Raw genomic sequence first — 22,522 nt, 5'->3', positions numbered from 1 at the left:
AAGGAAGAGATATCATGGAGGATAGGGAACATATCCCATTAACAGAAGCAGTTTATTATATTTTACTAGCGCTTCAAACTCCAATGCATGGTTATGGAATCATGCAGCATGTAAAGGAGATTAGTAATGACCGGGTAAATTTGGGACCAGGTACACTTTACGGGGCAATTAAAACGCTGCTAAAAAAAGAGTGGATTCAATTAGTAACGCGTGAGGAAGCGAGTCGGAAGAAGGAATATGAACTGACAGATACAGGAAAGGCAATTGTTTTTGCTGAAATCGATCGGTTGCAGGAACTGCTAAATAACGGAAAAAGAATCATGGAGGGTAAGGAAAATGACCATTAAAAAGATAAAGTTCTTCAATAACTTTCAAAAGGAAGAAAAATGGATTAATGAAATGGCTGCAAACGGTTTTCAGTTAATTGGCTATTCATTTTGTCGTTATACTTTTGAAAAGGGGAGTCCTGGAGAATACGATTATTGTATTGAATTACTTGAGGAATTGCCTAACACTGAAAAGAGTAAAGATTATCTGGAATTTATGGAGGAAAATGGGATTGAATGTGTGGACACCTACTTTCGTTGGGTATACTTCCGAAAAAAGGCAACAGGTGAACCGTTTGAGATTTACACAGATAACGAGTCGCGGATCAAACATTTGCAAAGAATCGTTAATTTGATAGCAACAGTTGGGATGGTAAATTTGGTCATAGCAATTTTAAATTCTTTTATTTCCATGTTTAATCTATATGTTTCCATACTGAACTGGTCTGTTGTCATTATTCTTGCACCGTTCCTCTTAGCATATATGAGAAATATGCGTGCGCTGAAGCGTGATATGGAATTATATAATAAATAGCTATTTACTAGGTTTGACCCGAATCAGTAATATGGAATACCTTTTTCGACCCGTGTATTTTCGTAGTTATATAACTAACGATATGCTATTAAAAGTAAAAAGTTTTTGACATTATTCATAAAATATGATATTACATTTATGAGATTAGCACTCTTGCTGATAGAGTGCTAAAATAGGAAACAGAATAGTAGAAAAGGGGAGTATATAAATATGGCGAAAAAGGAATTTAAGGCTGAATCGAAACGCTTATTGGACATTATGATTCATTCTATCTACTCACAAAAGGAAGTATTTATACGCGAATTGATATCAAACGCAAGTGATGCCATTGATAAAATCTATTATCAAGCATTGACAGATGATAGTATGAATTTTGATAAAGAAAACTATTATATCGAAGTGATTCCTGATAAAGAAACACGTACATTAACAATAAGAGATACAGGAATTGGAATGACCAAAGAAGAGATGGAATCAAATCTTGGTACCATTGCGAAGAGTGGTTCTTTAGCATTTAAAAAGGAAAATGAAATAGAGGATGGCCATGATATTATTGGACAGTTTGGTGTAGGCTTTTATGCGGCTTTCATGGTTGCTGACGTTGTTACTGTTAGAAGTCGGTCACTTGGAAGTGGTGAAGCATATAAATGGGAATCTGAAGGGGAAGACGGCTATACAATAGACCCCGATACGAAAGCAGAAGTTGGAACTGAAATTATATTAAAAATGAAAGCAAACACTGAAGAGGAGGATTATGACCAATACTTAGAAGAAGAGCGTCTTCAAGGCATTATTAAAAAGTATTCCGATTTCATCCGCTATCCAATTAAAATGACAATTACCAAGAGTAAGCCAAAAGAAGATAGTGAAGAATACGCAGACTTTAAAGAAGAAGAAACAATTAATAGTATGGTTCCTATTTGGCGTAAAAACAAAGATGAACTGGAAGATGAAGATTATGAGAACTTTTATAAAGAGAAACATTATGGTTTTGATAATCCATTAAAACACATCCATACAAGGGTGGATGGCAACATCCGATATGACGCCATTTTATATATTCCTGAAACAGCACCATACGACTATTATTCCACGGAATATGAAAAAGGACTTGAATTGTATGCTAATGGCGTGTTAATCATGGATAAATGTGCAGATTTGCTCCCGGATTATTTTAGCTTTGTAAAAGGTATGGTAGATTCTGAAGATCTATCATTGAATATCTCTCGCGAAATGCTGCAGCACGACCGTCAGCTGCAATTAATTGCCAAAAATATTAATAAAAAGATTAAGCAAGCACTTAAAAAGTTGCTTCAGGATGAGCCGGAAACCTATGGAAAATTCTATAATGCTTTCGGACGTCAATTAAAATATGGTGTTTACAGTGAATTTGGGGCGAACAAAGAAACATTGCAGGATTTACTGCTATTTTATTCCTCTATAAAGAAGAAGCTGGTCTCTTTAAGTGATTATGTTTCCAGAATGCCCGAGGATCAGAAATATATTTACTACGCTGCAGGCGAATCTAATGAACGGATTGAAAAGTTGCCACAAACAGAAATGGTTGCGGATAAAGGATATGAAATTTTGTATTTCACAGATGAAATTGATGAATTTGCGATTAAAATGATTAACGAATATAAAGAAAAAGAATTCCGCTCTGTTTCCAGTGGTGATCTTGGAATTGATACAGAAGAAGAGGATAACAAAGCAAAAATGGAAGAGGATGAACATCAGGATATGTTCAAGGAAATGAAAGACCTTCTTTCCGGTAAGGTAACCAATGTGAAAGTATCCAAACGGCTTAAATCCCATCCCGTTTGCTTATCAACTGATGGACAAATTTCATTGGAAATGGAAAAAGTGCTGCAATCCATGCCTAACAATCAAAACGTGAAGGCAGATAAGATCCTGGAGATCAATAAAGACCATGCAGTTTACGATGCATTGAAAACAGCATATGACAACGATCAGGAGAAGTTCGGACTGTATACAAGTCTATTGTATAACCAAGCTTTATTAATCGAAGGATTGCCTGTAGCAGATCCAGTTGACTTCACGAATGATATTTGTAAAATTATGGCTTAATCAATCAAGAAGCTATCCTTTATGTTATAAAAGAAGCATGAAGGATAGCTTTTATTTCAGTCAAGGAATGATTCAGACAATAAAAAGGACTGAACAGCAATGAAGCCATTCAGTCCTTATTTAAAAAATTACTTGTTTATTTAAAAGATTTTGCACCGATATAATGATCTTGCCAATAGTCATAGCCCATATTGGTTACTTCTACACCAGTTTTCTCAGTACCAGCATGAATCATTTGATTGTTACCGATATAGATACCGCTGTGTGAAACGCCACTTTTATATGTGTTTTCAAAGAATACAACATCACCAACACTTGGATTGTCTACAAATGTTCCATTGCTAGCCCACATGTCAGCATGGGTTCTATTTAAGCTAATACCCTCTTGAGCGAATACATAATTGATAAAGCCACTACTGTCAAAACCTGCAGTAGTTGTCCCACCGAACGTGTATGGTGTACCTACCAAGCTTTGGGCAGTAGAAACAATATCAGAATTTGAAACATTTGATGCGCTCGTAGTTGAAGCTTTTGTTTGCTGTTTAGGAGCATCTACAATTGTCAGATCCTCTTTTTCAGTAGTAGAAGTTTTTATTGCTAGTGCTTCTTTAGTTGCTGGTCCTACTTTACCATCAACTGAAAGACTACTATCTTTCTGGAAATCTCTCACTGCTTTGTCTGTTTCTTGACCAAAGATACCATCTGGATTGGCTGTATAGCCTTTATTGTTTAATGTTGTTTGTACATTTTTAACTGTTTCTCCACGATCACCAGTTAAAATGGTGCCCGAATTTACAGTGGGAGTTTCCTCTTTTTCAACTTGTTGGGTCACTGGAGCGTTATTTGAATTGTTTTGACTTGCTTCCGAATCCGGACCACCATGAGCGAAAACACTTCCAGACAATATCGGTGTCAGCGCGATTGCCGTTACGAAAGTTGTTGAAACAATATATTTTTTTACAGAATGATTAATCTTAAACATTATGTATCCCCCTATTTGAAATTTTATCAACGCTTTCTATTCTAGCAAAATAAATACATTGTGAGGTTAGAGTAAGGCTACAATTCAGCGACAAACTATTACAAAGTATGACAAAGTGTAATCTTTTTTTGAATCTATCTTTGAAAATAAAGCGGAATTTAGTTGGAAGTGATTGGTTATATAGGAGGTTTTGGATATATAAAAAGAAGAGACAGAACATTACCCAATATTACATATAGGGGACAAATGTAATGTTGGGCCATGTTCTGTTATAAATCAGTCAATTAGGATAGTTCCCAATTGACTTCTTCTTGCCCCGATTCTCTTAACATCGCATTCGCTTTCGAAAATGGTTTACTGCCAAAGAAGCCCCGATAGGCTGACAATGGGCTTGGATGAGGGGATTTAATCACATAATGTTTGGATGTATCGATCAGTTCCTGTTTCTTTTGTGCGGCACTGCCCCACAATATATAGACGACTGGTTTATCTTTCTTATTCAATGATTCGATAACCTGATTCGTGAAATTTTCCCAGCCCTTACCTCTATGTGAATGTGCTTGTCCTTGTCGTACAGTTAGAACAGTGTTTAATAGAAGAACACCTTGTTTCGACCAATCTACTAAATATCCATGGTCAGGAGGGGAAAATCCTAGATCATCCTCTAATTCTTTAAATATATTTTTCAGCGAGGGTGGTTGTTTTACACCTGTTTGTACGGAAAAGCTGAGTCCGTGTGCCTGTCCAGGACCATGGTAAGGGTCTTGTCCTAATATCACCACTTTCACATCATGAAAAGGGGTGTAATGAAGCGCGTTAAAGATGTCATCCATTTTCGGATATATAGTATGTGTTGTATATTCATGCTTTAAAAATTCTCTTAGTTTTAAATAATAGGGCTTCGTAAATTCATCCTCCAGAACAGGTTGCCAATCGTTTGTTAAAATTTGTTTATGCATTATATCCATCCTTCCTTCACGATGATGTTTATTCTATTCATATAAATCTAGCTTATCATATGAAACATTCAGCAAAAAATCCGAATGAAAAATGGTTTTAGTAATTTCTAAAGTCATCTCAATAAAAGCATAGCATATTTTAGTTTACTTCTCTTTCCGTTTCAAGTTGCTCGAGGTACAATAGAAATATATTTTATATAAATACTGCGATTAATCTCAGGTATGTTTTTGAAAAGGGGAAAAATGTAATGTTAACGAACGTAACGGGCAATATACATAAATTAGTAATCCAGTTTCCTGATGGGATGGGGGAAGTAAATTGCTATTTAATAGAAGGAAAGCACGGGTATACAGTAATTGATACGGGTACGGATTCGAAGGAAGCAAAGGATGGCTGGGAAAAAGTACTCGCATCCGGAATAGCAATCGAAAAAGTGGTGCTGACACATGCGCATCAAGATCATATTGGGCTTGCAAAATGGTTCCAACAGGATGTAGGTGTACCTGTAATTGTATCTGATTTGAGCTACGAAGAAATGAAGAAAAATCGTGTTTCAGGTCTTAAAGATAGATTAAATCAATTGGTGATCAAGCACGGGGGACAAGGTCTGTCGGATCATATGAAAGACGAAGCATCTATTTATGATTTCGAACCGGATGGATTGTTTGAAAACAATCAGGAAATTCAATTGGGAGACGATTTTTACCAAGCGATTTGGACACCGGGGCACGCACCGGATCATTTCTGCTTTTATCACAAAGAGAAAAAAGTGATGATCATCGGCGATCATATGTTAAAGGATATTAATCCAGTGATTGGTCTTTGGTCAGGGGAAGAACAGAACGTGTTAAAGGATTACTTTGCGTCTTTACAAGTAATCAAAAAATATCCTTCCGATATTGCCTTGCCTGGACATGGCGATCCGATTCTCCATTTAAATGACAGGGTAGAGGAGATAAAGCATAAACATGAGCACCGTCTTGAACAAGTTTTAGCGTCCGTGAAGGACAAAGCTAAAACTGCGAATGATGTATGCTACGAAATTTATGGAACGGTCAATATTATACTTAATTTGAGTTCTTTTATGGCTACACTTACTAGATTATTGTATTTGGAATCGATAGGAAAAGTTGTCCGGAAAGAAGTAAACGGCAAAGTTTCGTTCGAATCCTGTTAATGCACTGTAAGGTCAACCATCAAAGGAGGGCTTTTACCCATTTACATTTCCTTAAAAATGTATTACAATAAGTCTTACTATTAAAGGTAAGTAAATTCATAGGGATTAGAGGGAATGTAAATGGAACAAGTTGCACATACACTTCATGATCGGAATCTTAAACAACCAACAACGATCGTAACAAAGCTTAATCCTATCCAAAAGCCTTTTGTATGGATTGGCGCGATCGCCGCGATTATATTATTTGCAATGATCTTGGCTACTTCAGGTTCTGTTCAAGCTATTCTATATTTGCTCGGTATTGCTTTAGGTGTCACATTGCTGCATGCGCGCTTTGGTTTTACCTCCGCATTCAGGAGGCTGGTATCCGTCGGGAATGTGCAAGGATTACAGGCCCACATGATTATGCTGGCAGTTGCTACAACACTATTTGCCATTATATTGGGTACTGGTTTCAGTTTTACAGGAGCAACACCGACAGGATTCGTATCGCCAATAGGTGTCAGTATCATTGTTGGTTCATTCATATTTGGTATCGGGATGCAAATGGGGAATGGTTGTGCTTCCGGTACACTGTATAATTTGGGTGGCGGTAAATCATCGATGATTTTAACATTGATTGCCTTTATTGCGGGGTCTGTCTTAGGCGCTTATCATCTCGGATTTTGGTTGGATCTCCCATCACTACCACCGATCTCATTAGCAGAGTCAACGGGCTTAGGTTATTTTGGAGGGTGGATCGTTCAGCTTTTAGTGTTCTTTGGAATTTATGGGGTAACTGTTAAAATTGCTAGAAAGAAAAACCCACCACAAATGAAGCCGCTCGCTACGACAAGCGGGTTCAAGAAAATATGGCGTGGGGCATGGCCATTAGTGACAGCTGGTGTTGTACTTGCTGTACTCAATGCACTGGTACTATCTGTACGGGGAGAGCCATGGGGGATAACGTCAGCTTTCGTACTCTGGGGATCTAAGTTTTTACAATTTTTTGGCATGGATGTCGCAAGCTGGTCTTATTGGCAAGGGGATACACAAACGCTGAAACAAACAGTACTTGCGGATTCCACTAGTGTCATGAACTTTGGTATTATACTTGGTGCATTTATTGCTGCATCTTTCCAAGGTAACTTCAAACCAGGAAAAATCAAACCAGGTGTTGCTGCCTCATCGATTATCGGTGGACTGCTGATGGGGTACGGTGCTAGACTTGCATTTGGTTGTAACATTGGGGCATATTTCAGTGGGATCGCTTCATTCAGTTTACACGGATGGGTCTGGATGGTAATGGCACTTGCTGGATCTTTCATCGGTTTATATTGCCGGAAAATATTCGGCCTAGGTAATCCAAGCAAGAATGATTCGTTCTGTTGATGGGCTTTTGCCATAAATACGATTTTAATAATGATGCGTCGGTGCTGATTAGCTACCGTCGCATTTTTATGAGATCTTATATCGTCTGTTTGAAGGGAATTGAATAATTCCGCTTCCAGATCAAAGATGTTCGTGCAATCTTTTTTTAGATAGTCTATTATAGAGAAACATATACATAACAAAGGGGAAAGAAATTAAAGATGAATACCTTAGAAAAACAGCTCAATGACCAACCTAACCCAAAACGCTTTAATAAGGTATGGATGGTTCTGATATTAGGATCACTCACCGCGTTTGGGCCATTATCAATGGACATGTATTTACCTGCGCTTCCGATTGTAACCAATGACCTGCAGACCACTGCATCGCTTGGACAATTAAGTATAACTGCCTGTTTATTAGGATTAGCAATCGGACAACTGCTGTTTGGACCGTTAAGTGATATTCAGGGCAGGCGCCGTCCACTCGTGGTTACATTAATTATTTATATCATTGCATCCGTTCTCTGCGCATTTAGCCCTAACATTTGGATGTTTGTCGGTTTACGATTTATTCAAGGCTTTGCGGCAGCAGCGGGAATTGTTATTGCCCGTGCATCTGCACGAGACATGTACTATGGTAAAGAGCTAACGCAATTCATCGCATTGCTTGCGTTAGTGAATGGGGCTGCCCCCATTCTCGCTCCAATATTTGGTGGTGCGGTTTTAAATTGGGTCTCTTGGCCTGCGGTATTTCTCATTTTGGGTTTGATAGGGTTTCTCATGTTTCTTGCGGTCATCTTTTCTTTACCTGAGACGCTTCCAGTAGAGAAACGATCAAAAGGTGGCATATTAGCGACCATTAAAACGTTTCGTGATCTATTGAAGGATCGTGTATTTATGGGAATTGCGTTGGCGCAGGCTTTTGTTACCATGAGTATGTTTGCTTACATAGCTGGATCGCCATTCGTTTTGCAAAATATTTACGGGGTGTCGCCACAACAGTTCTCCTTGATATTTGCGGTGAACGGTGTAGGTATCATTATTGCTGCTCAATTAACAGGGAGATTAGCGAATAAAATCGAGGAAGCGAAACTATTATTGACCGGCATTATCATTTCATTTATTGGTAGTTGTTTGTTGTTACTTGTTGTTCTCTTAAACCTCTCATTTTGGATTTTACTTCCAGCGTTATTTCTTGTTGTGTCTAGCGTTGGAATGGTGAACACGACTTGTTTTTCGCTTGGTATGCAACGCCAAGGAAAGGCAGCAGGAAGTGCTTCGGCATTTCTTGGCATCCTTCCTTTTGGTGGTGGCGCCCTCGTTTCACCACTTGTAGGAATGGGCGGAGATCATACAGCCGTCCCAATGGGAATTGTTATCTTTGCATGTAGTATGATGGCTGCTGTGATTTATGTAACGATGGTGAAAGTAAAAGAGAAAATTTAATGATAGGGACAGTCCCCCATCGCTTTAACGCGTTAGCGTGGTGGGGGACTGTCCCCGTTATATCGTCCGTAGCAACAGTTTCTTCAACAGTGGTGCGAAATGTTCTGGGAGTTCTGCGACACTTGGAATCATCAAGCGTTCTTTTCCGTAAATGTTTTTCATCGTGATATCTTCCTGTTCATCGATTTCGCCATCTGCTAAAAACATGCCGATCACTTCGATGCCTTTTTTGCGTGCTTCTGCAACAGCGACGTTTGTATCTACAATGCCATTCTGATCATAATTGTAGGCGGCAGGTTCCCCGTCTGAAAATACGAGCAGGAACTTATTTTTTTCTCTTCTTGCTGCCAGTTCTTTGGTTGCGACGCGTATGCTAAAGCCATCTCGGTTATCTTCCTCTGGTTCCAGCTGCATGATGTTGGCTCCGGTGTTTTGATAAAGGGAGTCATTGAAATCATGAACAATATGAAAAAAGTTTGGCTGGTAATCGTCCTTTGCATCATTGGCGTCTTCCCAGAACCCGACGATGGAGTGGGGGATGTTTAATTTGGTTAACACTTCATGAAATAGGACAATACCGCGTTTTGTTTCGTCCATTTTATTGTGCATGGACGCGGAACAGTCAACAAGCAGCGTGAAAACAGCATCAATGTCTTTTGATTCCTCGGATTTTTTGTAAAACACTCTTGGATTTTCGTCGAGGACGAGTGGAAGTAGCTTCTTTGATAAGCGACCAATAATTAAATCTTTACGTGGCGCATTCTTTTTATGCTCCAGCGTTTTTTCTATTGTAGTTGCGAGCTTTCGTTTGTAAGCATCGATACCATTGACGTACTTTTGATAAAGTTGCCGATCCGCTGTAGACGGGGTCTGTGCATGTTTGACAATCTGCTTAGCATTTTTATTTTCTTCGCCATAACTAGTCTCACTGTGATCTTTGCTTTTCCTACCTGCTTTCTTTTCGAGCGACGGCAGTTCGGAAAAGTCATTTTGATCACTTTCACCTGAAGTGCCTTGTACAGTTCCCATGGCTTCATTGCCGTCCTCGGTTTCCCTTGTATCACCACCCATGATGGATGTTTTGGTCCCGGATTCGAGTTCGAATTGCAGGAACATTTGTTTTCGATCGCTATTTTCATTTTCCCGATGCCAAGTGGAAAAGCGCTCATCAATGAATTCATCCTGATCATTGATATCTTCTTTATCCTCATTTGCTAGTTCGTCGGTTCGTGTGAGCTCATCAAACAATGTATTTTCCTCAAACCGATTGATTTTAGAAATAGGGAAAGTGAAAAAGTCATTCATGTTATCTTGATAGTTTGACTCTAATTGGGATACAATTTGCATAGCAATCTTCGTAATATCCGCCGTTCTTTTCGCTTCGAATATTTCATAGAGGAGCGGTTTTAATTTTTCCAGCTCATTAAGCTGTTGTTTATGCGCCTTCGGGAAACGTGGATCTGGTGTATCTGCCTGAAGCAGTAAGTAAATCAGACAAAACAATTCACCAAGCTGGTTATCTCGTTTCAAGCTTGTAGCGGCGATTTGGTTCGTGAAAAAATGCTTCAGATACCTTTTCCGGTTAGTGAAATCTCTTTTCGTACCGGGGCGGTCTTTTTTTATGATTTCTTCCAGACGCAAATCTTCGAGTAACGTTACGAGCTGCGCAGCGAATTTCGGCAAACTGGATTCATCGATATCCTGCAAATAGGTTTTCAAGACCTGGACATCTGAATAATGAAGTGTGCCAACGGTTCTGAGGAAAAGATCTGACTTATATCCGGATTCCTTGATCACTTGGTTCTCTACATCCCACATGCTGCTGCCGGTTACAATATTATTTGTTATATCGATATAGGAGCCAAAGGAATATTCGAATTTCAAATCCGGGTTACCGGACAGGACGGTGGACAGATCCTGTAGTAATAAAAATAAACTTGTATCCACACTGGTATCGATCCACTGGTTGAACCTCATATAGCCTCCTCCTTTCTAAAAACGAAAACATGACTTCTTTTTGTTATAAGCATTTCCTTTAAAAATAGGTTTCTGCTAAATTGATTACAAATTCCTTTTCCCGTTCTTCTTCCAGCTTGTCCACAATCGATCGTAAAATGGCACGTTTTGCTGGAATGAGTTGGCTTAAATCACATGCATCAAGCAAGGCGCGGATTGAGGCGGCGTCTTCTGACAGCTTTCCTTGGGACACCGCACGAATAAGGTCAGTGGACAATTTTACAAAAAGATTGATGGTCGTTTCGTCGGTTAGGGTTGTGTTTGTCTGAATCAAATGCTTTAATTGTTCCCCCTCAATATATGGAACGTCAATCACAATAAAGCGGTTTTTCAATGCTTCATTCAGCGGGACCGTACCAACATATCCCTCATTGATCGCGGCAATGACATTAAAGCCTTCCTTCGCCGTGATAATTTCATTTGTAAACGGATTGGTAACCGTTCTGCGGTAATCTAACACACCGTTAATGAGTGGCAATGTCTCCGGTTTAGCCATATTGACTTCATCAATATATAAGAACGTGCCATTATTCATTGCACTTGTTACGGGACCAGGCACAAATTCGATGACTTGTTTTTCATCCTCATAGGCCAATGTTTTAAAGCCAAGCAAACTCTCTGCGTCCAGATCTACCGAACAGTTCACACTGAACATTGGCTGTTGAAATAAATGGGATAACGTCTCGCCAAATTTCGTTTTTCCTGAGCCTGTTGGTCCCTTGAGCAGAATATTTTTCCCCATGCTTAAGGCGACAATCGCATCGATTAGTAATTCTTGATGTGGCGGCACGTAACCACCTTCTCGGATTAATGTTGTAAATGTATCATCATTTTTTCTTTGGTTTGCATTTAGAATTTCAGTAATGTTTTCTGGTAAGTTGTAGTTTGTATTCATGGTGATCCCCTTTCCTCATAACAATTGTAAGGGTTATATGCGGGTAAGGCAAAAGATTGGGGGCATATACTTATTCTTTATTTTTTATATATTTTTTTATGTTCGATGCCACCTTTTATAAATTCATTTCGATTGTAGCTATGAAGTATAACTTTTTAAGGAGTGGCGTGGAAATGAATTCAAGAACTATTAGCCGAGTATGGAAAGAGCACTGCTTCACTACCAGCTAGGTAATGGATCCGTTATGAGGGACCATGGTGAAGTGCAAAAGTGTTTTGCAAAATTTTACGCCTCTAGCAAGGCTCCAATCGCTCCGACATATGCCCCTTTATCCAGAAATAGGGGGTTAAAGTCCACCAATTCTTGGAAAGTCTTGATGCATGTTTTTAACGGTTGGTTGCCGTTCAATGTGCTACCTGTAAACACCATGCTCTTTAACTGATGCGCAGTAGTGGCCTGAGATGCAAGCAGTATGAGGGTTTCGCCAATCATCCTAATCAGACTTGCGATATGATCTGCTGTAGACGCATCTTCATTGAGGTGTGCTTTTCCGAAATTAGCTGCAGTTAGACTGCCTGTTAGGGGAGATGGACTTGGTGCATAGATATCTCTAATTAACAGATCACTGTTTTGGGATTGTCCTTGTGCAGCCAATTTGAGCAATTGGTTAAAGTTATTTTCTCCAGAAATAAGTTTCCCCAGACCCATCAATGTGCCACCACCAATGCCACTTCCAAGCAAGCGCTCAAAGGAATCTGGCATCACATGAAAAATAGAAGTTCCTGTTCCGATATGAACTTGGATAAACTGATCAGGAGCATGTTTTCTTTCTTTTGTTAATAAATAACGCGTTCCAACTACAGTCGCCTGAAATTCATCAACATGTTGATGTTTCTGTTGCAGCTTCGATTGTACATGTGCACTTTTGCCACCGGCCAGCATCAGCTTGGCATCTGGGGCTAACATTTGCAACCAATCCAAACAAGCAGAAATTTCTTCTATTGGATAGGTTTTTGTATGTAAATTTCTGTTTTCCTCATAAGCAATTTTAACAAGCGATCCGTCAGCATCTATTCCAATCCTGTTCATCCTTATCCATCCTTTGCTACTTATTATTGGCAATTTTATCGGGCTTCCAGTAACCATCTTTTATTAAAAAAACGAAAAAATTAACGATCGATAACCCCACAATTGCTAGAAACATAAAGAAACTTGCTGTGTCTCCACCCAGGCCATATTCATCAACAATATATCCGCTCATGTAGAGCATGATGGCAGATATAATGGATGAAATAAGCCCAATACTAAAAAGAGTAAAAAGATTAGCAATCTGCGTTTTTTGAAAAACAATGATCAGTAATAACGTCAAAAGAATAATAATAAAAGCAATGAAAATCGGTTGTAAAAAAACAAATTCCGCTGACTGGTTCATAAGTTTTCCTCATTTTTTTAAAAAGTTACTTGATAATTTAAAAAATATATTTCTTATGTTTATATTAGCACAATTTAGCGATGATGGGTTAATTGATTTGGAAGGTATTGAAGTAGGAAGAAGTCTTCGTCTTTTCAATATATTCCCACTTGAAAACAAACAAATGTTCTTATATAATAAAGGAACAAGCGATCCCATAAAGGAGTTATTAAAATGATGTATTTCATGAATCGTTCGCTACACGACAAAGAAAAAATTATGATCTATTATATGGATAGCGACAATCGGGTCACGCAAAGGATTATCAGGGTAATTCAGATGGAAGTTCATTCCATTGTAGCTTTTTGTTATTATCGTAGGCAGATCAGGACGTTCAGATTAAATAATATTTTGTCTGTTGGACCAACCAAAAAAGGGGTAGGTGCGTAGCATGGTTAACGATCGTGGAACACGGAAATGGACTTCAATGATGCTCCCGGAGCATAATCAAATGCTAGAAGCGCTCTGGAAAGAAGACGAAAAGAAAATAAAGCCAATCTTGGATGAGCAGCAGAAAATAGAAATTGATCGGATACTGCAGCTTGCATTAATGGATGGTCTTACTGTAGAAATTACGTATTTTATGGATCACAATTACCATACGATTAAGGGCAAGCTGCTGAGGTTTGATCCATTAAAAAACGATTTGAAATTGGATTCTGAAGAAAATGATATATACCTGCACGATATAATAAATATAACGATATTGTAGCTAGGTGGGGAAGAAAAAGGGTAAAAAACGATCGCTTATTATGCTTGTTTTTGTATTTATTTTGCGACGCGTTGTTAGATGATTTTTTGAGTGGGATAAAAGATTTCTGATATAGTGCAATGAATGGCTTCGGAATTTGTAATTCTACAGTCATTCATTGCGTTGTTTCATGTTAATATATAAATTGGATATATTTAACAGCGTGAGATAGATTTATGATGCAACGATTTCATCTAGCTGGTTACAATAGTTGAAAGTGCTATTTTCCGTTTTAACACATGCAGATTAATGATTAAAGGAAGTGACAGTAGTGACAGACAATGCAGCAATACAATTTAAAAACGTAAATTATTCTGCAGGTGGAACCCATATTCTAAAGGATATTACCGGTGTTTTTGTAAAAGGTAAAATTACAACATTGGTCGGTCCTTCAGGCGCAGGAAAGACAACATTGTTCAAGTTATGTAATGGATTAATACCCCCGGATTCAGGTGAGATTTATCTTCATGATAAGCATATTGACAGCTATGACCCAGTGAAATTACGCCTTGGTGTAGGACTTGCACTTCAGGATGCGACGATGATCCGCGGCAGTGTACGAAACAATCTTGCCCTTCCAATGGAACTTCAGGGAAAGCAATTGGCAGAAGAACATGCAAATGAACTGATGGAAGTTGTTGATTTGGATAAACAGTTATTGGATCAGGATGCGAAAGAAATATCTGGCGGACAACGCCAGCGGCTATCAATTGCGCGAACCCTTGTGAATAATCCTGAGATCCTACTGCTTGATGAAATCACTTCTTCACTTGACCGTGTATCAAAGAAAGATGTTGAAAATCTTATTATGAAAATTAATCGTGATTATGGAACGACAATTATTTGGATTACACATAGCATTCATCAGGCGCGCACGATAGGTGATTATACGTGGGTTATGATGGACGGGAGTTTGATGGAATCAGGTGAAAGTGGCTTATTGGATAATCCCGAAAACAATGCAGTCAATCAATTTGTGAAAGGGGAAGTGGAATGAGTTATCTTACATTATCGTTCGCACTTATTTTCGTCATTATTCCGCTCGTTTTATCTAAAACACTTCACCTTGGATTGGAGAAGGATACGTTAGTTGCGGCTATACGTTCTATTGTGCAATTACTTATTGTCGGTTATCTATTGCAATATGTGTTTGATGCCGAAAATATATTATATATCTTACTGATGGTATTGTTGATAATTGGTGCAGCAACACAAAACGCCAGAAAAAAGGGAGCCGCGATTAAAGGAATTACGTGGAAATTGGTGATCACGTTTATCACGATAGAAGTTCTGACGCAAGGGATTTTACTCGGCTTGAGTATTACACCAGCAACACCACAATATATTATTCCGATCAGTGGTATGATTGTTGGAAACTCAATGGTACTTTCCATTCTCTTTCTTAATCGATTCACATCGGAAGTAGAAACGCATGAGAACGAAACCGAACTTATTCTATCTCTTGGTGGAACGCCCAAACAGGCGATTCATCGCCAACTTACTGATTCCATCAAAGCTAGTATCATTCCAACAATTGAAAGTCAGAAAACGATTGGATTAGTACAGCTTCCGGGTATGATGAGTGGTCAAATCATTGCAGGTGCAGATCCAGTACAAGCAGTTCAGTTTCAATTGCTTATCTTGTTTCTAGTCATGACATCAGCAATTATAACGAGTATCATGCTTGGTTATCTATCTTATCCAACATTGTTTAACCAGCGGATGCAAATGTTGGTAGGGAAAAATAATAAGGTTTAAAGGTTAAATAATAAATAAAAACAAGCGCAGCAGGGGTTAGCTTTGCTGCGCTTGTTTTTATCTTAGGAGGATGTCCATGATCCACCATTAATATGAATGGCTTGTCCGGTCATATAAGATGACTCATCTGCTGCAAGCATGACATATGGCCATGCATGTTCAGATGGCTGACCAGGTCGGCCCATTAAGCTATCTTGACCAAAGTTTTCTACACCATCCTCATCAAAGGAAGATGGAATAAGTGGTGTCCATACCGGTCCGGGAGCGACTGTATTTGCTCGAATGCCTTTCTTAGCAAGGATTTGGGCAATACTCCTTGTAAAGGCGGTAATGGCACCTTTAGTTGCTGAATAATCCATGAAGATCGGATTTCCACGATAAGCGTTAATCGAGGAAGTACTGATAATGGCATCACCAGCCCGCATATGGCGCAGCGCTGCTTTGGTTAAATAAAACTGGGAAAAGAAGTTCACTTGGAATACTTCCTCAAATTGTTCCGTCGAAATATCTAGGACATCTTCCTGTACATATTGGATAGCAGCATTGTTTACCAAAACATTAATTTTACCAAATGCTGCTACTGTCTTTTCCACAAGATCAATACAGTGATCTTCTGCTTTAATATCTCCAGGTAATAGTAAGCACTTTACGCCTTCTGCTTCTACCAATTGCTTGGTTTCTTCAGCATCATCATGTTCATCTAAATAGGAAATCGCCACGTTAGCGCCTTCCTTCGCATATAAAATGGAAACCGCCCGACCTATACCACTATCGCCACCAGTAATTAAGGCACTCTTTCCTTTTAGCTTATCCGAACCTTTATAATTCGTTGGTTGCGCTGGTAATGGCTCCATTTTTGATTCGATACCAGGTTGTTTGCTTTGTCGTTGTCGAGGCGTACGACCCTTTTGCATTTCTCTAGGATCCATAAGAAAATTACCTCCTTGATTAATTTGAGTTCTTTATGGCGTCACTATAAGCAATACCACTTTTTAAAAGAAAACAAACATGAAGGAGAAGCCAAAGGGTTTATTCGCGAAGTTTTTCAAAATATAAATGATGATGAAGGGAACAGCCGGCATTAAATAATGTGCCACAGGATGGGCAAGTATTTTCGTTGTTCATATATTCATGGATGGTTAATTCTGTTTTACAATTTCCGCACAGAATTGCTTTTTGATCAAAATCCTTCGCTGGCCAAACGGTATGTTGTCCACAACCATGCTCTTCGTGGCAAAGGTAGCAGGGGTAGTAGGTATTACAACAATAAAATTTTATCGCGATCAGATCTTTTTCCGAATGATAATGTTTACAACGCGTTTCTTGATCTATTGCACCTTGAATATCAAATTCACTAATTTTCATATAGGATGCTCCTTTAGCTAGCAAAGTAATTTTCTGTAATTGTAACATAAAGAAAAAAACCCAAGGTGATGATCTGAGGGAACTTAACTGGATTCAGATGTTCATGTCTCAAAGTTGTCACACTTCTATTATTCACATAAATAAAGTGTGCTAAATTGCTAACCCTAACAGTGGATAAGCGTATATAATTTTATTGTAACTAATATCCAAAAATGAAAGGGTAGATAAAAATGGATCGATTAAAAGATAAAATTGCTATCATTACGGGTGGAGCATCAGGCATGGGTGCATCCATGGTGAAATTATTTGCTGATGAAGGTGCGACGGTGATTGCCGCGGATATTAATGAAGAAAACTTACAAAAAATCGCAGCGTTAGACAATGTAGAAGGAATGAAATTAGATGTTTCTTCCGATGAAGACTGGGCAGTATTAACAAAGGCAGTTGTTGATCGATATGGTCGCATCGATATTTTAATCAACAATGCTGGTATTTCCTCTGAAAAAACGCCCGATCAAATTACAGAGGAAGATTGGACGCTCATGCATAAGATCAATTCATTTGGACCATTTCTCGGAATTAAACATGTTTCAAAATATATGAAAGAAGCAGGTTTCGGTTCGATTGTAAATACGTGTTCCTATACAGCAATTATTGGTTCTGGCTTCAACCATTATTCTGCATCAAAAGGTTCTCTACGGGCGATCGCACGAGCAGCGGCGGCGGACTTAGGAAGGTTCAATGTTCGTGTAAATACCGTATTCCCAGGTGTGATTGAAACGCCAATGACCGCTACACTCACGGAGTATAAAGATGCTATGGATATGCTGGTCAATGCGACACCAATGAAACGTTTAGGAAAACCCGAAGAAGTTGCCAATGCTATATTGTTCTTTGCAACAGATGAAGCGTCCTACATCACAGGCGGCGAATTAGTCATCGATGGTGGTTATTCCGCGCAGTAATATATTGTTCACTTAGTGAAAAACAACTGCTTGACGGGTGCCGTTGGAGTAGTTGTTTTTCATGATCATTTCTCATTGTTATATATGTTTCGACAAAAAGACATCGCATGTGACAAAACTGTCGTATAATGAGAAAATAAGATTAAGAAAAATTCTGGGGGTTTGTTTGATGTCATACATAGACGATAGTTTAGCATTACATACCGATTTGTACCAAATTAATATGGCAGAAACATATTGGGAAGACGAGATCTGCAAACGAAGAGCAGTATTTGATTTATATTTTAGAAACATACCATTTGGCGCTGGTTTTGCGGTCTTTGCGGGATTGGAAAGAATCATGGATTATATTAAAAATTTCCGATTCAGTGAATCTGATTTAACCTATTTAAAAGAAGAAATGGGTTATGGTGAGGATTTCCTTGCATATTTAAAAACTGTTCGGTTTAATGGGAATCTGAAATCGGTATGTGAAGGGGAAATTGTCTTTGAAAATGAACCCCTTATACGAGTAGAGGCCTCCTTAGCTGAAGCACAATTGATAGAATCAGCCTTACTTAACATTGTGAACTACCAAACATTGATTGCAACGAAGGCAGCAAGAATTAAACATATCGTCGCCGATCAGCCTTTGATGGAGTTTGGAACAAGAAGAGCACATGAACTTGATGCTGCTATTTGGGGAACAAGGGCAGCATTCATAGGCGGATTTGGTGCTACAAGTAATGTAAGGGCAGGGAAATTGTTCGGTATTCCGGTATCAGGGACACATGCGCATTCCATGGTACAAGCATATAGAGATGAATATACTGCTTTTAAAAAATATGCAAGAAGACATAAAGATTGCGTCTTTCTGGTGGATACGTACGATACAATACGATCTGGTGTACCAAATGCGATTAAAGTAGCGAAAGAACTTGGAGACAAAATCAATTTTGAAGGGATTCGTTTGGACAGTGGTGATATGGCTTATCTTTCCAAAGAAGCCCGCGTCATGCTGGATGAAGCAGGATTTAAAGATACAAAGATATATGCATCCAATGATTTAGACGAGTCGACGATTTTAAGTTTACAGGCACAAGGTGCAAAGATAGACGTTTGGGGTGTTGGGACCAAACTGATTACAGCGTATGATCAACCAGCATTAGGCGCTGTGTACAAGCTTGTTGCAATTGAAGATGAACAGGGAAACATGCAGAACACCATTAAAATATCAGGCAATCCGGAAAAAGTAACGACGCCAGGTGTGAAGAAGCTTTATCGAATTATCAACACATTAAACAATCGTGCAGAAGGGGATTACATCACGTTAGAAGATGAACATCCAAATGAAGAGGAACGGCTGAAAATGTTCCATCCGATACACACGTATATTAGTAAGTATGTAACTGATTTCACTGCGAAAAAGTTGCACCATGATATATTTGTTGACGGGGAATTAGTTTATGAAAACCCGAGCCTTTATGAGATGCAGGCTTATGCAACAGAGCAACTCGACTTATTTTGGGAAGAATATAAACGGACAATTAATCCGGAAGATTATGCGGTCGATTTAAGTCAGAAAACATGGGATAACAAAATGGACACGATTAGAGAAGTTAGAGAAACAGTGAAAAAAAGAATGGGAAATTAAGGTCGTTTCTAATGCTTTGTCATGGGACAAATTAGGCATTCACCAGCCTTTCTGCATAATTGTCTTCATTCAATTATGCAGAAGAAAACAGGTATATGCTTTCTTAACTGCCAGGGAATAACAGGATGTGAAGCAAGTGCAAAATAAATTTAAAAAGACAGTCATTTTATGCTTAAGCTTATTGCTTTTGACTGCCTGTGGGGTGCAGGACATATGGGATAATGATCCGCATATAGATGAAAGCCGGAATGCTGAGACCTCTAAGATCACCTCCATCTCCGATTTGACGGATACAGACCATTTTCGTAATGGCGCACTGGAACATATTCTGGAAGGGGAAATAAATAGACATGGGGATGCGGTAGGCTTTCATTATGACGGTTTGCCATCGAAACAGGGAAAAGTAATTCAAGGGACAGAAACAAAACCAAACGAATTTGGTGTATATGAAGCAAAGATTGAAGTAAATGGTACCGCTAAAACATCGAATGGCGGAAAGTCTACCTTATTTCCAGAGGATTGGAATGCCCAACAAGTCGTTGATGCGATTAATGAATCCTTTAATGAGAAAACGTTAGTATCCGGGAATACATATGAAGGATTGACGTCAGACGGTATGGTGATCCGGATGTATCTTGACGAGCAGGATAGAATTATTTCGGCATTCCCGGTTTATTAAGGAGCGTGATCATGAATGTATCAAATTAAGGAAATTCCTTTAAAAAATGGCGCTATGAGACGAAAAAGCTTGGCCATTTATTTTGATGATCCAGCCATGGCAATTGTTGGTGAGTTTTTAATGGCTGATGCGCCAATCATGAATGCCGCTATTCTTAATGAAATTGATGGTGTCTTGGATGGAGAAACAGATGATGCGACGTCAAGCGGCAATCGTTGTAAATTGGAAGTTAAGTCGGATAAAACTTTGATCTATGATCTATTTGACGAATTTGACGGTGTTGATGCTTACTTACCGTGTGAGATAGATACGCGGAAGTTAAGAGCGTTGATTGTGATGTGGTTGGATGAATTAGCAGCATTTAAAAAAAGAATGAATGATTCTGATACGAAAAGTTAATGTAGGCTGTTTTCTAAAAGATTGTTATGAAAACCGCCTTCATGTAAAAGGGACTTTCATCCAGTGGAAGTCCCGTTTTTAGATGTTACCTTGAACGTGCGATGAAAAGTTTATGTGAAAAATTAGACACAAACACTTCACAAGAAAATACGGGTCAGGGTTAGTAAATATGGTATAATGATTCCTGGTTAAGAAAGGGTTTGCAGGAGTGTCTGTCCGCTAAATCTATTAAACTTATTACGTTTTAGGGGGAAGTAAAATTGGATTGGCTTATACATAATATGCCGATTATTTCGGTTGCGCTAGGGGTTGCACTGCTTTTATTTCTGAATATGAAATTGAAGCTTAATAGTGTCGTTGCGCTGATTATTTCAGCTATATTTGTTGGGCTGTTAAATGGCATGCAATTAACGAGCATCGTGGATACGATAAAAGCAGGACTTGGAAGCACGCTAGGGAGCTTGGCGCTGATTATTGGTTTTGGTGCGGTATTAGGTAAGTTGATGGTTGATTCAGGTGCAGCTCAACGTATCGCTTCCACATTGTTGGACAAGTTTGGTGTGAAGAACGTAGAGTGGGCGCTTATTGTTGTTGGGGCCGTTTTTGGAATTTCTGTTTTTTATGAAGTTGCGTTTATCATTTTAGCGCCTCTTGTAATTAGTATTGCAATCGAAGCGAAAGTGCCATATATGCGGCTGGGAATTACAATGGTGGCGGCAACAACACTGGCACATAGTTTATTCCCGCCTCAACCAGGACCGACTGCACTTGTTGATGCATATGGTGCTGACATGGGCATGGTATATATTTTGGGAATTATCGTTTTTATACCAGGCGTGATTGCTGCGGGGATTATTTTACCACGGGTGTTGCGTAATTTAGATCATCCTGTACCACCACTTTTGGAGAAACCAAAAGAATTTACGGATGAAGAGATGCCTGGATTTGCGATCAGTTTAATTGTTCCATTAATTCCAGCGATCATGATTACAGCAGCAACTATTTTTAATATTTTCATCAAAGAGGACACATTATTCCATGAAATCATTAATTTCCTGGGAAGTGCTGAGGTCAGTTTGTTAATTGCAGTTTTAGTAGCTGTTTACACATTCGGTTTGCGTGTTGGTCGGAAGATGCCGGAAATTATGGGCTCTTTTTCAAAAGCAATTGAAGGAATTGCGATGATCATCTTTGTTGTTGGTGCCGGTGGCGCATTCAAAGAAGTCATTCTGGACTCTGGTGTTGGTGACTATATCGCTTCAATGATGGCGAATACAACGATATCACCATTGATTATGGCGTGGTTTATTACAGCATTGCTCCGGGTTGCAACAGGTACTGGTGTGGTTTCTGCGATTACAGCAGCAGGGATTGTTGGTCCGCTGATCCATACCTTCGATGTAAGCCCTGTATTAATGGTGCTAGCAACGGCTGCAGGTAGTAACACGATCACGCATGTGAATGATGCATCGTTCTGGCTGTTTAAAGAATACTTTAACCTATCGATAAAGGAAACATTTAAAACATGGGGATTGCTGTTACTTACAACCTCAGTTGTTGGTATTTGTGTTGTCATGTTACTTAGTTTGTTTATTTAACAAATATATTAATAAACCCCATATGTCTAAATTGAACTGCCCCCTGTCAAGTAGACAGTGGAAATAATAAAATAATTTAGGCGGCCATAGTCCTATATTCTATAGGGCTGTGGCCATTTAATTTGT

General features: G+C 38.9%; 23 protein-coding genes. 15 read left to right on the top strand and 8 right to left on the bottom strand.

All coding sequences use genetic code 11. The annotated features are described in order from the left end of the window. The first annotated feature begins 14 nt into the window (after nt 1-14). The 3 genes from JOC34_RS19445 to htpG all read left to right on the top strand — a co-directional run bounded on the left by JOC34_RS19445 (nt 15) and on the right by htpG (nt 2,949). The gene (locus JOC34_RS19445; RefSeq protein WP_205138457.1) at nt 15-347 is read left to right on the top strand and encodes a PadR family transcriptional regulator; all 333 of its coding nucleotides are present in this window, start codon (nt 15-17) and stop codon (nt 345-347) included. After that, nucleotides 337-861 carry a DUF2812 domain-containing protein gene (locus JOC34_RS19440; RefSeq protein ID WP_205138456.1) on the top strand — a complete coding sequence of 175 codons (525 nt, stop codon included), beginning with the start codon at nt 337-339 and terminating at the stop codon, nt 859-861. Before JOC34_RS19445 ends, JOC34_RS19440 begins: the two co-directional genes overlap by 11 nt. Nucleotides 862-1,071: 210 nt before the next feature. Then, entirely contained in the window at nt 1,072-2,949 is a 1,878-nt protein-coding gene (htpG, locus tag JOC34_RS19435) for a molecular chaperone HtpG (RefSeq protein WP_205138455.1), read from the top strand. A 136-nt stretch (nt 2,950-3,085) separates the two neighbouring features. Here the strand turns inward: htpG and JOC34_RS19430 are convergent, their stop codons facing one another. Next, nucleotides 3,086-3,931 (bottom strand): C40 family peptidase, encoded by an 846-nt coding sequence (locus JOC34_RS19430; protein ID WP_205138454.1) that lies wholly within the window; start codon nt 3,929-3,931, stop codon nt 3,086-3,088. 284 nt (nt 3,932-4,215) lie between these two features. Continuing rightward, nucleotides 4,216-4,890: a uracil-DNA glycosylase gene (locus JOC34_RS19425; protein ID WP_205138453.1), complete on the bottom strand. Its 675-nt coding sequence runs from the start codon at nt 4,888-4,890 to the stop codon at nt 4,216-4,218. A 248-nt stretch (nt 4,891-5,138) separates the two neighbouring features. On the opposite strand from JOC34_RS19425, the gene JOC34_RS19420 reads away from it, so the two are divergent. The 3 genes from JOC34_RS19420 to JOC34_RS19410 all read left to right on the top strand — a co-directional run bounded on the left by JOC34_RS19420 (nt 5,139) and on the right by JOC34_RS19410 (nt 8,866). Further along, on the top strand, nt 5,139-6,068 hold the full coding sequence (locus tag JOC34_RS19420; RefSeq protein WP_205138452.1) for an MBL fold metallo-hydrolase: 930 nt from the start codon (nt 5,139-5,141) through the stop codon (nt 6,066-6,068). 120 nt (nt 6,069-6,188) lie between these two features. Further along, a complete protein-coding gene (locus JOC34_RS19415) occupies nt 6,189-7,439 on the top strand; it encodes a YeeE/YedE family protein (protein ID WP_205138451.1) in 1,251 nt (416 codons plus the stop codon). Nucleotides 7,440-7,639: 200 nt separating this feature from the next. Next, on the top strand, nt 7,640-8,866 hold the full coding sequence (locus JOC34_RS19410; protein WP_205138450.1) for a multidrug effflux MFS transporter: 1,227 nt from the start codon (nt 7,640-7,642) through the stop codon (nt 8,864-8,866). A 57-nt stretch (nt 8,867-8,923) separates the two neighbouring features. Here the strand turns inward: JOC34_RS19410 and JOC34_RS19405 are convergent, their stop codons facing one another. The 4 genes from JOC34_RS19405 to JOC34_RS19390 all read right to left on the bottom strand — a co-directional run bounded on the left by JOC34_RS19405 (nt 8,924) and on the right by JOC34_RS19390 (nt 13,209). Next, the gene (locus JOC34_RS19405) at nt 8,924-10,843 is read right to left on the bottom strand and encodes a vWA domain-containing protein (protein ID WP_205138449.1); all 1,920 of its coding nucleotides are present in this window, start codon (nt 10,841-10,843) and stop codon (nt 8,924-8,926) included. Nucleotides 10,844-10,901: 58 nt separating this feature from the next. Further along, nucleotides 10,902-11,777 (bottom strand): ATP-binding protein, encoded by an 876-nt coding sequence (locus JOC34_RS19400; RefSeq protein WP_205138448.1) that lies wholly within the window; start codon nt 11,775-11,777, stop codon nt 10,902-10,904. A 285-nt stretch (nt 11,778-12,062) separates the two neighbouring features. Continuing rightward, complete coding sequence (gene coaW, locus JOC34_RS19395; RefSeq protein WP_205138447.1) at nt 12,063-12,866, bottom strand: type II pantothenate kinase; 804 nt, start codon at nt 12,864-12,866, stop codon at nt 12,063-12,065. Nucleotides 12,867-12,882: 16 nt separating this feature from the next. Then, nucleotides 12,883-13,209 (bottom strand): hypothetical protein, encoded by a 327-nt coding sequence (locus JOC34_RS19390; protein ID WP_205138446.1) that lies wholly within the window; start codon nt 13,207-13,209, stop codon nt 12,883-12,885. Between the two features lie 213 nt (nt 13,210-13,422). Here JOC34_RS19390 and JOC34_RS19385 point away from each other — a divergent pair, with 213 nt between their 5' ends. The 4 genes from JOC34_RS19385 (at nt 13,423) to JOC34_RS19370 (ending at nt 15,757) form a co-directional block, all read left to right on the top strand. Continuing rightward, nucleotides 13,423-13,638: a hypothetical protein gene (locus JOC34_RS19385; RefSeq protein ID WP_205138445.1), complete on the top strand. Its 216-nt coding sequence runs from the start codon at nt 13,423-13,425 to the stop codon at nt 13,636-13,638. Nucleotide 13,639: 1 nt separating this feature from the next. Beyond that, nucleotides 13,640-13,960, top strand: coding sequence for a YolD-like family protein (locus tag JOC34_RS19380; protein WP_205138444.1), 321 nt, complete (start codon nt 13,640-13,642; stop codon nt 13,958-13,960). 310 nt (nt 13,961-14,270) lie between these two features. After that, nucleotides 14,271-14,996 carry an ATP-binding cassette domain-containing protein gene (locus JOC34_RS19375; RefSeq protein WP_205138443.1) on the top strand — a complete coding sequence of 242 codons (726 nt, stop codon included), beginning with the start codon at nt 14,271-14,273 and terminating at the stop codon, nt 14,994-14,996. Then, nucleotides 14,993-15,757 carry an ABC transporter permease gene (locus JOC34_RS19370; RefSeq protein ID WP_205138442.1) on the top strand — a complete coding sequence of 255 codons (765 nt, stop codon included), beginning with the start codon at nt 14,993-14,995 and terminating at the stop codon, nt 15,755-15,757. The genes JOC34_RS19375 and JOC34_RS19370 overlap by 4 nt, the downstream gene beginning before the upstream one ends. Nucleotides 15,758-15,819: 62 nt before the next feature. Here JOC34_RS19370 and JOC34_RS19365 read toward each other — a convergent pair whose 3' ends face one another. Both JOC34_RS19365 and JOC34_RS19360 read right to left on the bottom strand, forming a co-directional pair. Beyond that, the gene (locus JOC34_RS19365) at nt 15,820-16,686 is read right to left on the bottom strand and encodes an SDR family oxidoreductase (protein ID WP_205138441.1); all 867 of its coding nucleotides are present in this window, start codon (nt 16,684-16,686) and stop codon (nt 15,820-15,822) included. Between the two features lie 100 nt (nt 16,687-16,786). Next, nucleotides 16,787-17,122 (bottom strand): CHY zinc finger protein, encoded by a 336-nt coding sequence (locus JOC34_RS19360; protein WP_205138440.1) that lies wholly within the window; start codon nt 17,120-17,122, stop codon nt 16,787-16,789. Between the two features lie 230 nt (nt 17,123-17,352). Between JOC34_RS19360 and JOC34_RS19355 the strand changes: the two genes are divergently transcribed. The 5 genes from JOC34_RS19355 to JOC34_RS19335 all read left to right on the top strand — a co-directional run bounded on the left by JOC34_RS19355 (nt 17,353) and on the right by JOC34_RS19335 (nt 22,396). Continuing rightward, the gene (locus JOC34_RS19355) at nt 17,353-18,087 is read left to right on the top strand and encodes an SDR family NAD(P)-dependent oxidoreductase (RefSeq protein WP_205138439.1); all 735 of its coding nucleotides are present in this window, start codon (nt 17,353-17,355) and stop codon (nt 18,085-18,087) included. Between the two features lie 169 nt (nt 18,088-18,256). After that, the gene (locus JOC34_RS19350; RefSeq protein ID WP_205138438.1) at nt 18,257-19,720 is read left to right on the top strand and encodes a nicotinate phosphoribosyltransferase; all 1,464 of its coding nucleotides are present in this window, start codon (nt 18,257-18,259) and stop codon (nt 19,718-19,720) included. A gap of 136 nt (nt 19,721-19,856) precedes the next feature. After that, nucleotides 19,857-20,399, top strand: coding sequence for an EndoU domain-containing protein (locus JOC34_RS19345; protein ID WP_205138437.1), 543 nt, complete (start codon nt 19,857-19,859; stop codon nt 20,397-20,399). A gap of 15 nt (nt 20,400-20,414) precedes the next feature. Further along, nucleotides 20,415-20,798 carry a hypothetical protein gene (locus tag JOC34_RS19340; protein ID WP_205138436.1) on the top strand — a complete coding sequence of 128 codons (384 nt, stop codon included), beginning with the start codon at nt 20,415-20,417 and terminating at the stop codon, nt 20,796-20,798. A 260-nt stretch (nt 20,799-21,058) separates the two neighbouring features. Continuing rightward, on the top strand, nt 21,059-22,396 hold the full coding sequence (locus tag JOC34_RS19335) for a gluconate:H+ symporter (protein ID WP_205138435.1): 1,338 nt from the start codon (nt 21,059-21,061) through the stop codon (nt 22,394-22,396). Nucleotides 22,397-22,522 lie beyond the last annotated feature (126 nt).

The sequence above is a fragment of the Virgibacillus halotolerans genome (assembly GCF_016908515.1).
GTDB classification, from domain to species: Bacteria; Bacillota; Bacilli; order Bacillales; family Amphibacillaceae; genus Virgibacillus_M; species Virgibacillus_M halotolerans.
Note: the sequence above shows the minus strand (reverse complement) of the source record. Positions and strands in the feature narration are given on the sequence as shown.

What these genes read in the sequence shown, in the direction of transcription:
- JOC34_RS19445 (WP_205138457.1), top strand. Translation starts at nt 15, where the DNA reads ATGGAGGATAGGGAACATATCCCATTAACAGAAGCAGTTTATTATATT.
- JOC34_RS19440 (WP_205138456.1), top strand. Translation starts at nt 337, where the DNA reads ATGACCATTAAAAAGATAAAGTTCTTCAATAACTTTCAAAAGGAAGAA.
- htpG (WP_205138455.1), top strand. Translation starts at nt 1,072, where the DNA reads ATGGCGAAAAAGGAATTTAAGGCTGAATCGAAACGCTTATTGGACATT.
- JOC34_RS19430 (WP_205138454.1), bottom strand. Translation starts at nt 3,931, where the DNA reads ATGTTTAAGATTAATCATTCTGTAAAAAAATATATTGTTTCAACAACT.
- JOC34_RS19425 (WP_205138453.1), bottom strand. Translation starts at nt 4,890, where the DNA reads ATGCATAAACAAATTTTAACAAACGATTGGCAACCTGTTCTGGAGGAT.
- JOC34_RS19420 (WP_205138452.1), top strand. Translation starts at nt 5,139, where the DNA reads ATGTTAACGAACGTAACGGGCAATATACATAAATTAGTAATCCAGTTT.
- JOC34_RS19415 (WP_205138451.1), top strand. Translation starts at nt 6,189, where the DNA reads ATGGAACAAGTTGCACATACACTTCATGATCGGAATCTTAAACAACCA.
- JOC34_RS19410 (WP_205138450.1), top strand. Translation starts at nt 7,640, where the DNA reads ATGAATACCTTAGAAAAACAGCTCAATGACCAACCTAACCCAAAACGC.
- JOC34_RS19405 (WP_205138449.1), bottom strand. Translation starts at nt 10,843, where the DNA reads ATGAGGTTCAACCAGTGGATCGATACCAGTGTGGATACAAGTTTATTT.
- JOC34_RS19400 (WP_205138448.1), bottom strand. Translation starts at nt 11,777, where the DNA reads ATGAATACAAACTACAACTTACCAGAAAACATTACTGAAATTCTAAAT.
- coaW (WP_205138447.1), bottom strand. Translation starts at nt 12,866, where the DNA reads ATGAACAGGATTGGAATAGATGCTGACGGATCGCTTGTTAAAATTGCT.
- JOC34_RS19390 (WP_205138446.1), bottom strand. Translation starts at nt 13,209, where the DNA reads ATGAACCAGTCAGCGGAATTTGTTTTTTTACAACCGATTTTCATTGCT.
- JOC34_RS19385 (WP_205138445.1), top strand. Translation starts at nt 13,423, where the DNA reads ATGATGTATTTCATGAATCGTTCGCTACACGACAAAGAAAAAATTATG.
- JOC34_RS19380 (WP_205138444.1), top strand. Translation starts at nt 13,640, where the DNA reads ATGGTTAACGATCGTGGAACACGGAAATGGACTTCAATGATGCTCCCG.
- JOC34_RS19370 (WP_205138442.1), top strand. Translation starts at nt 14,993, where the DNA reads ATGAGTTATCTTACATTATCGTTCGCACTTATTTTCGTCATTATTCCG.
- JOC34_RS19365 (WP_205138441.1), bottom strand. Translation starts at nt 16,686, where the DNA reads ATGGATCCTAGAGAAATGCAAAAGGGTCGTACGCCTCGACAACGACAA.
- JOC34_RS19360 (WP_205138440.1), bottom strand. Translation starts at nt 17,122, where the DNA reads ATGAAAATTAGTGAATTTGATATTCAAGGTGCAATAGATCAAGAAACG.
- JOC34_RS19355 (WP_205138439.1), top strand. Translation starts at nt 17,353, where the DNA reads ATGGATCGATTAAAAGATAAAATTGCTATCATTACGGGTGGAGCATCA.
- JOC34_RS19350 (WP_205138438.1), top strand. Translation starts at nt 18,257, where the DNA reads ATGTCATACATAGACGATAGTTTAGCATTACATACCGATTTGTACCAA.
- JOC34_RS19340 (WP_205138436.1), top strand. Translation starts at nt 20,415, where the DNA reads ATGTATCAAATTAAGGAAATTCCTTTAAAAAATGGCGCTATGAGACGA.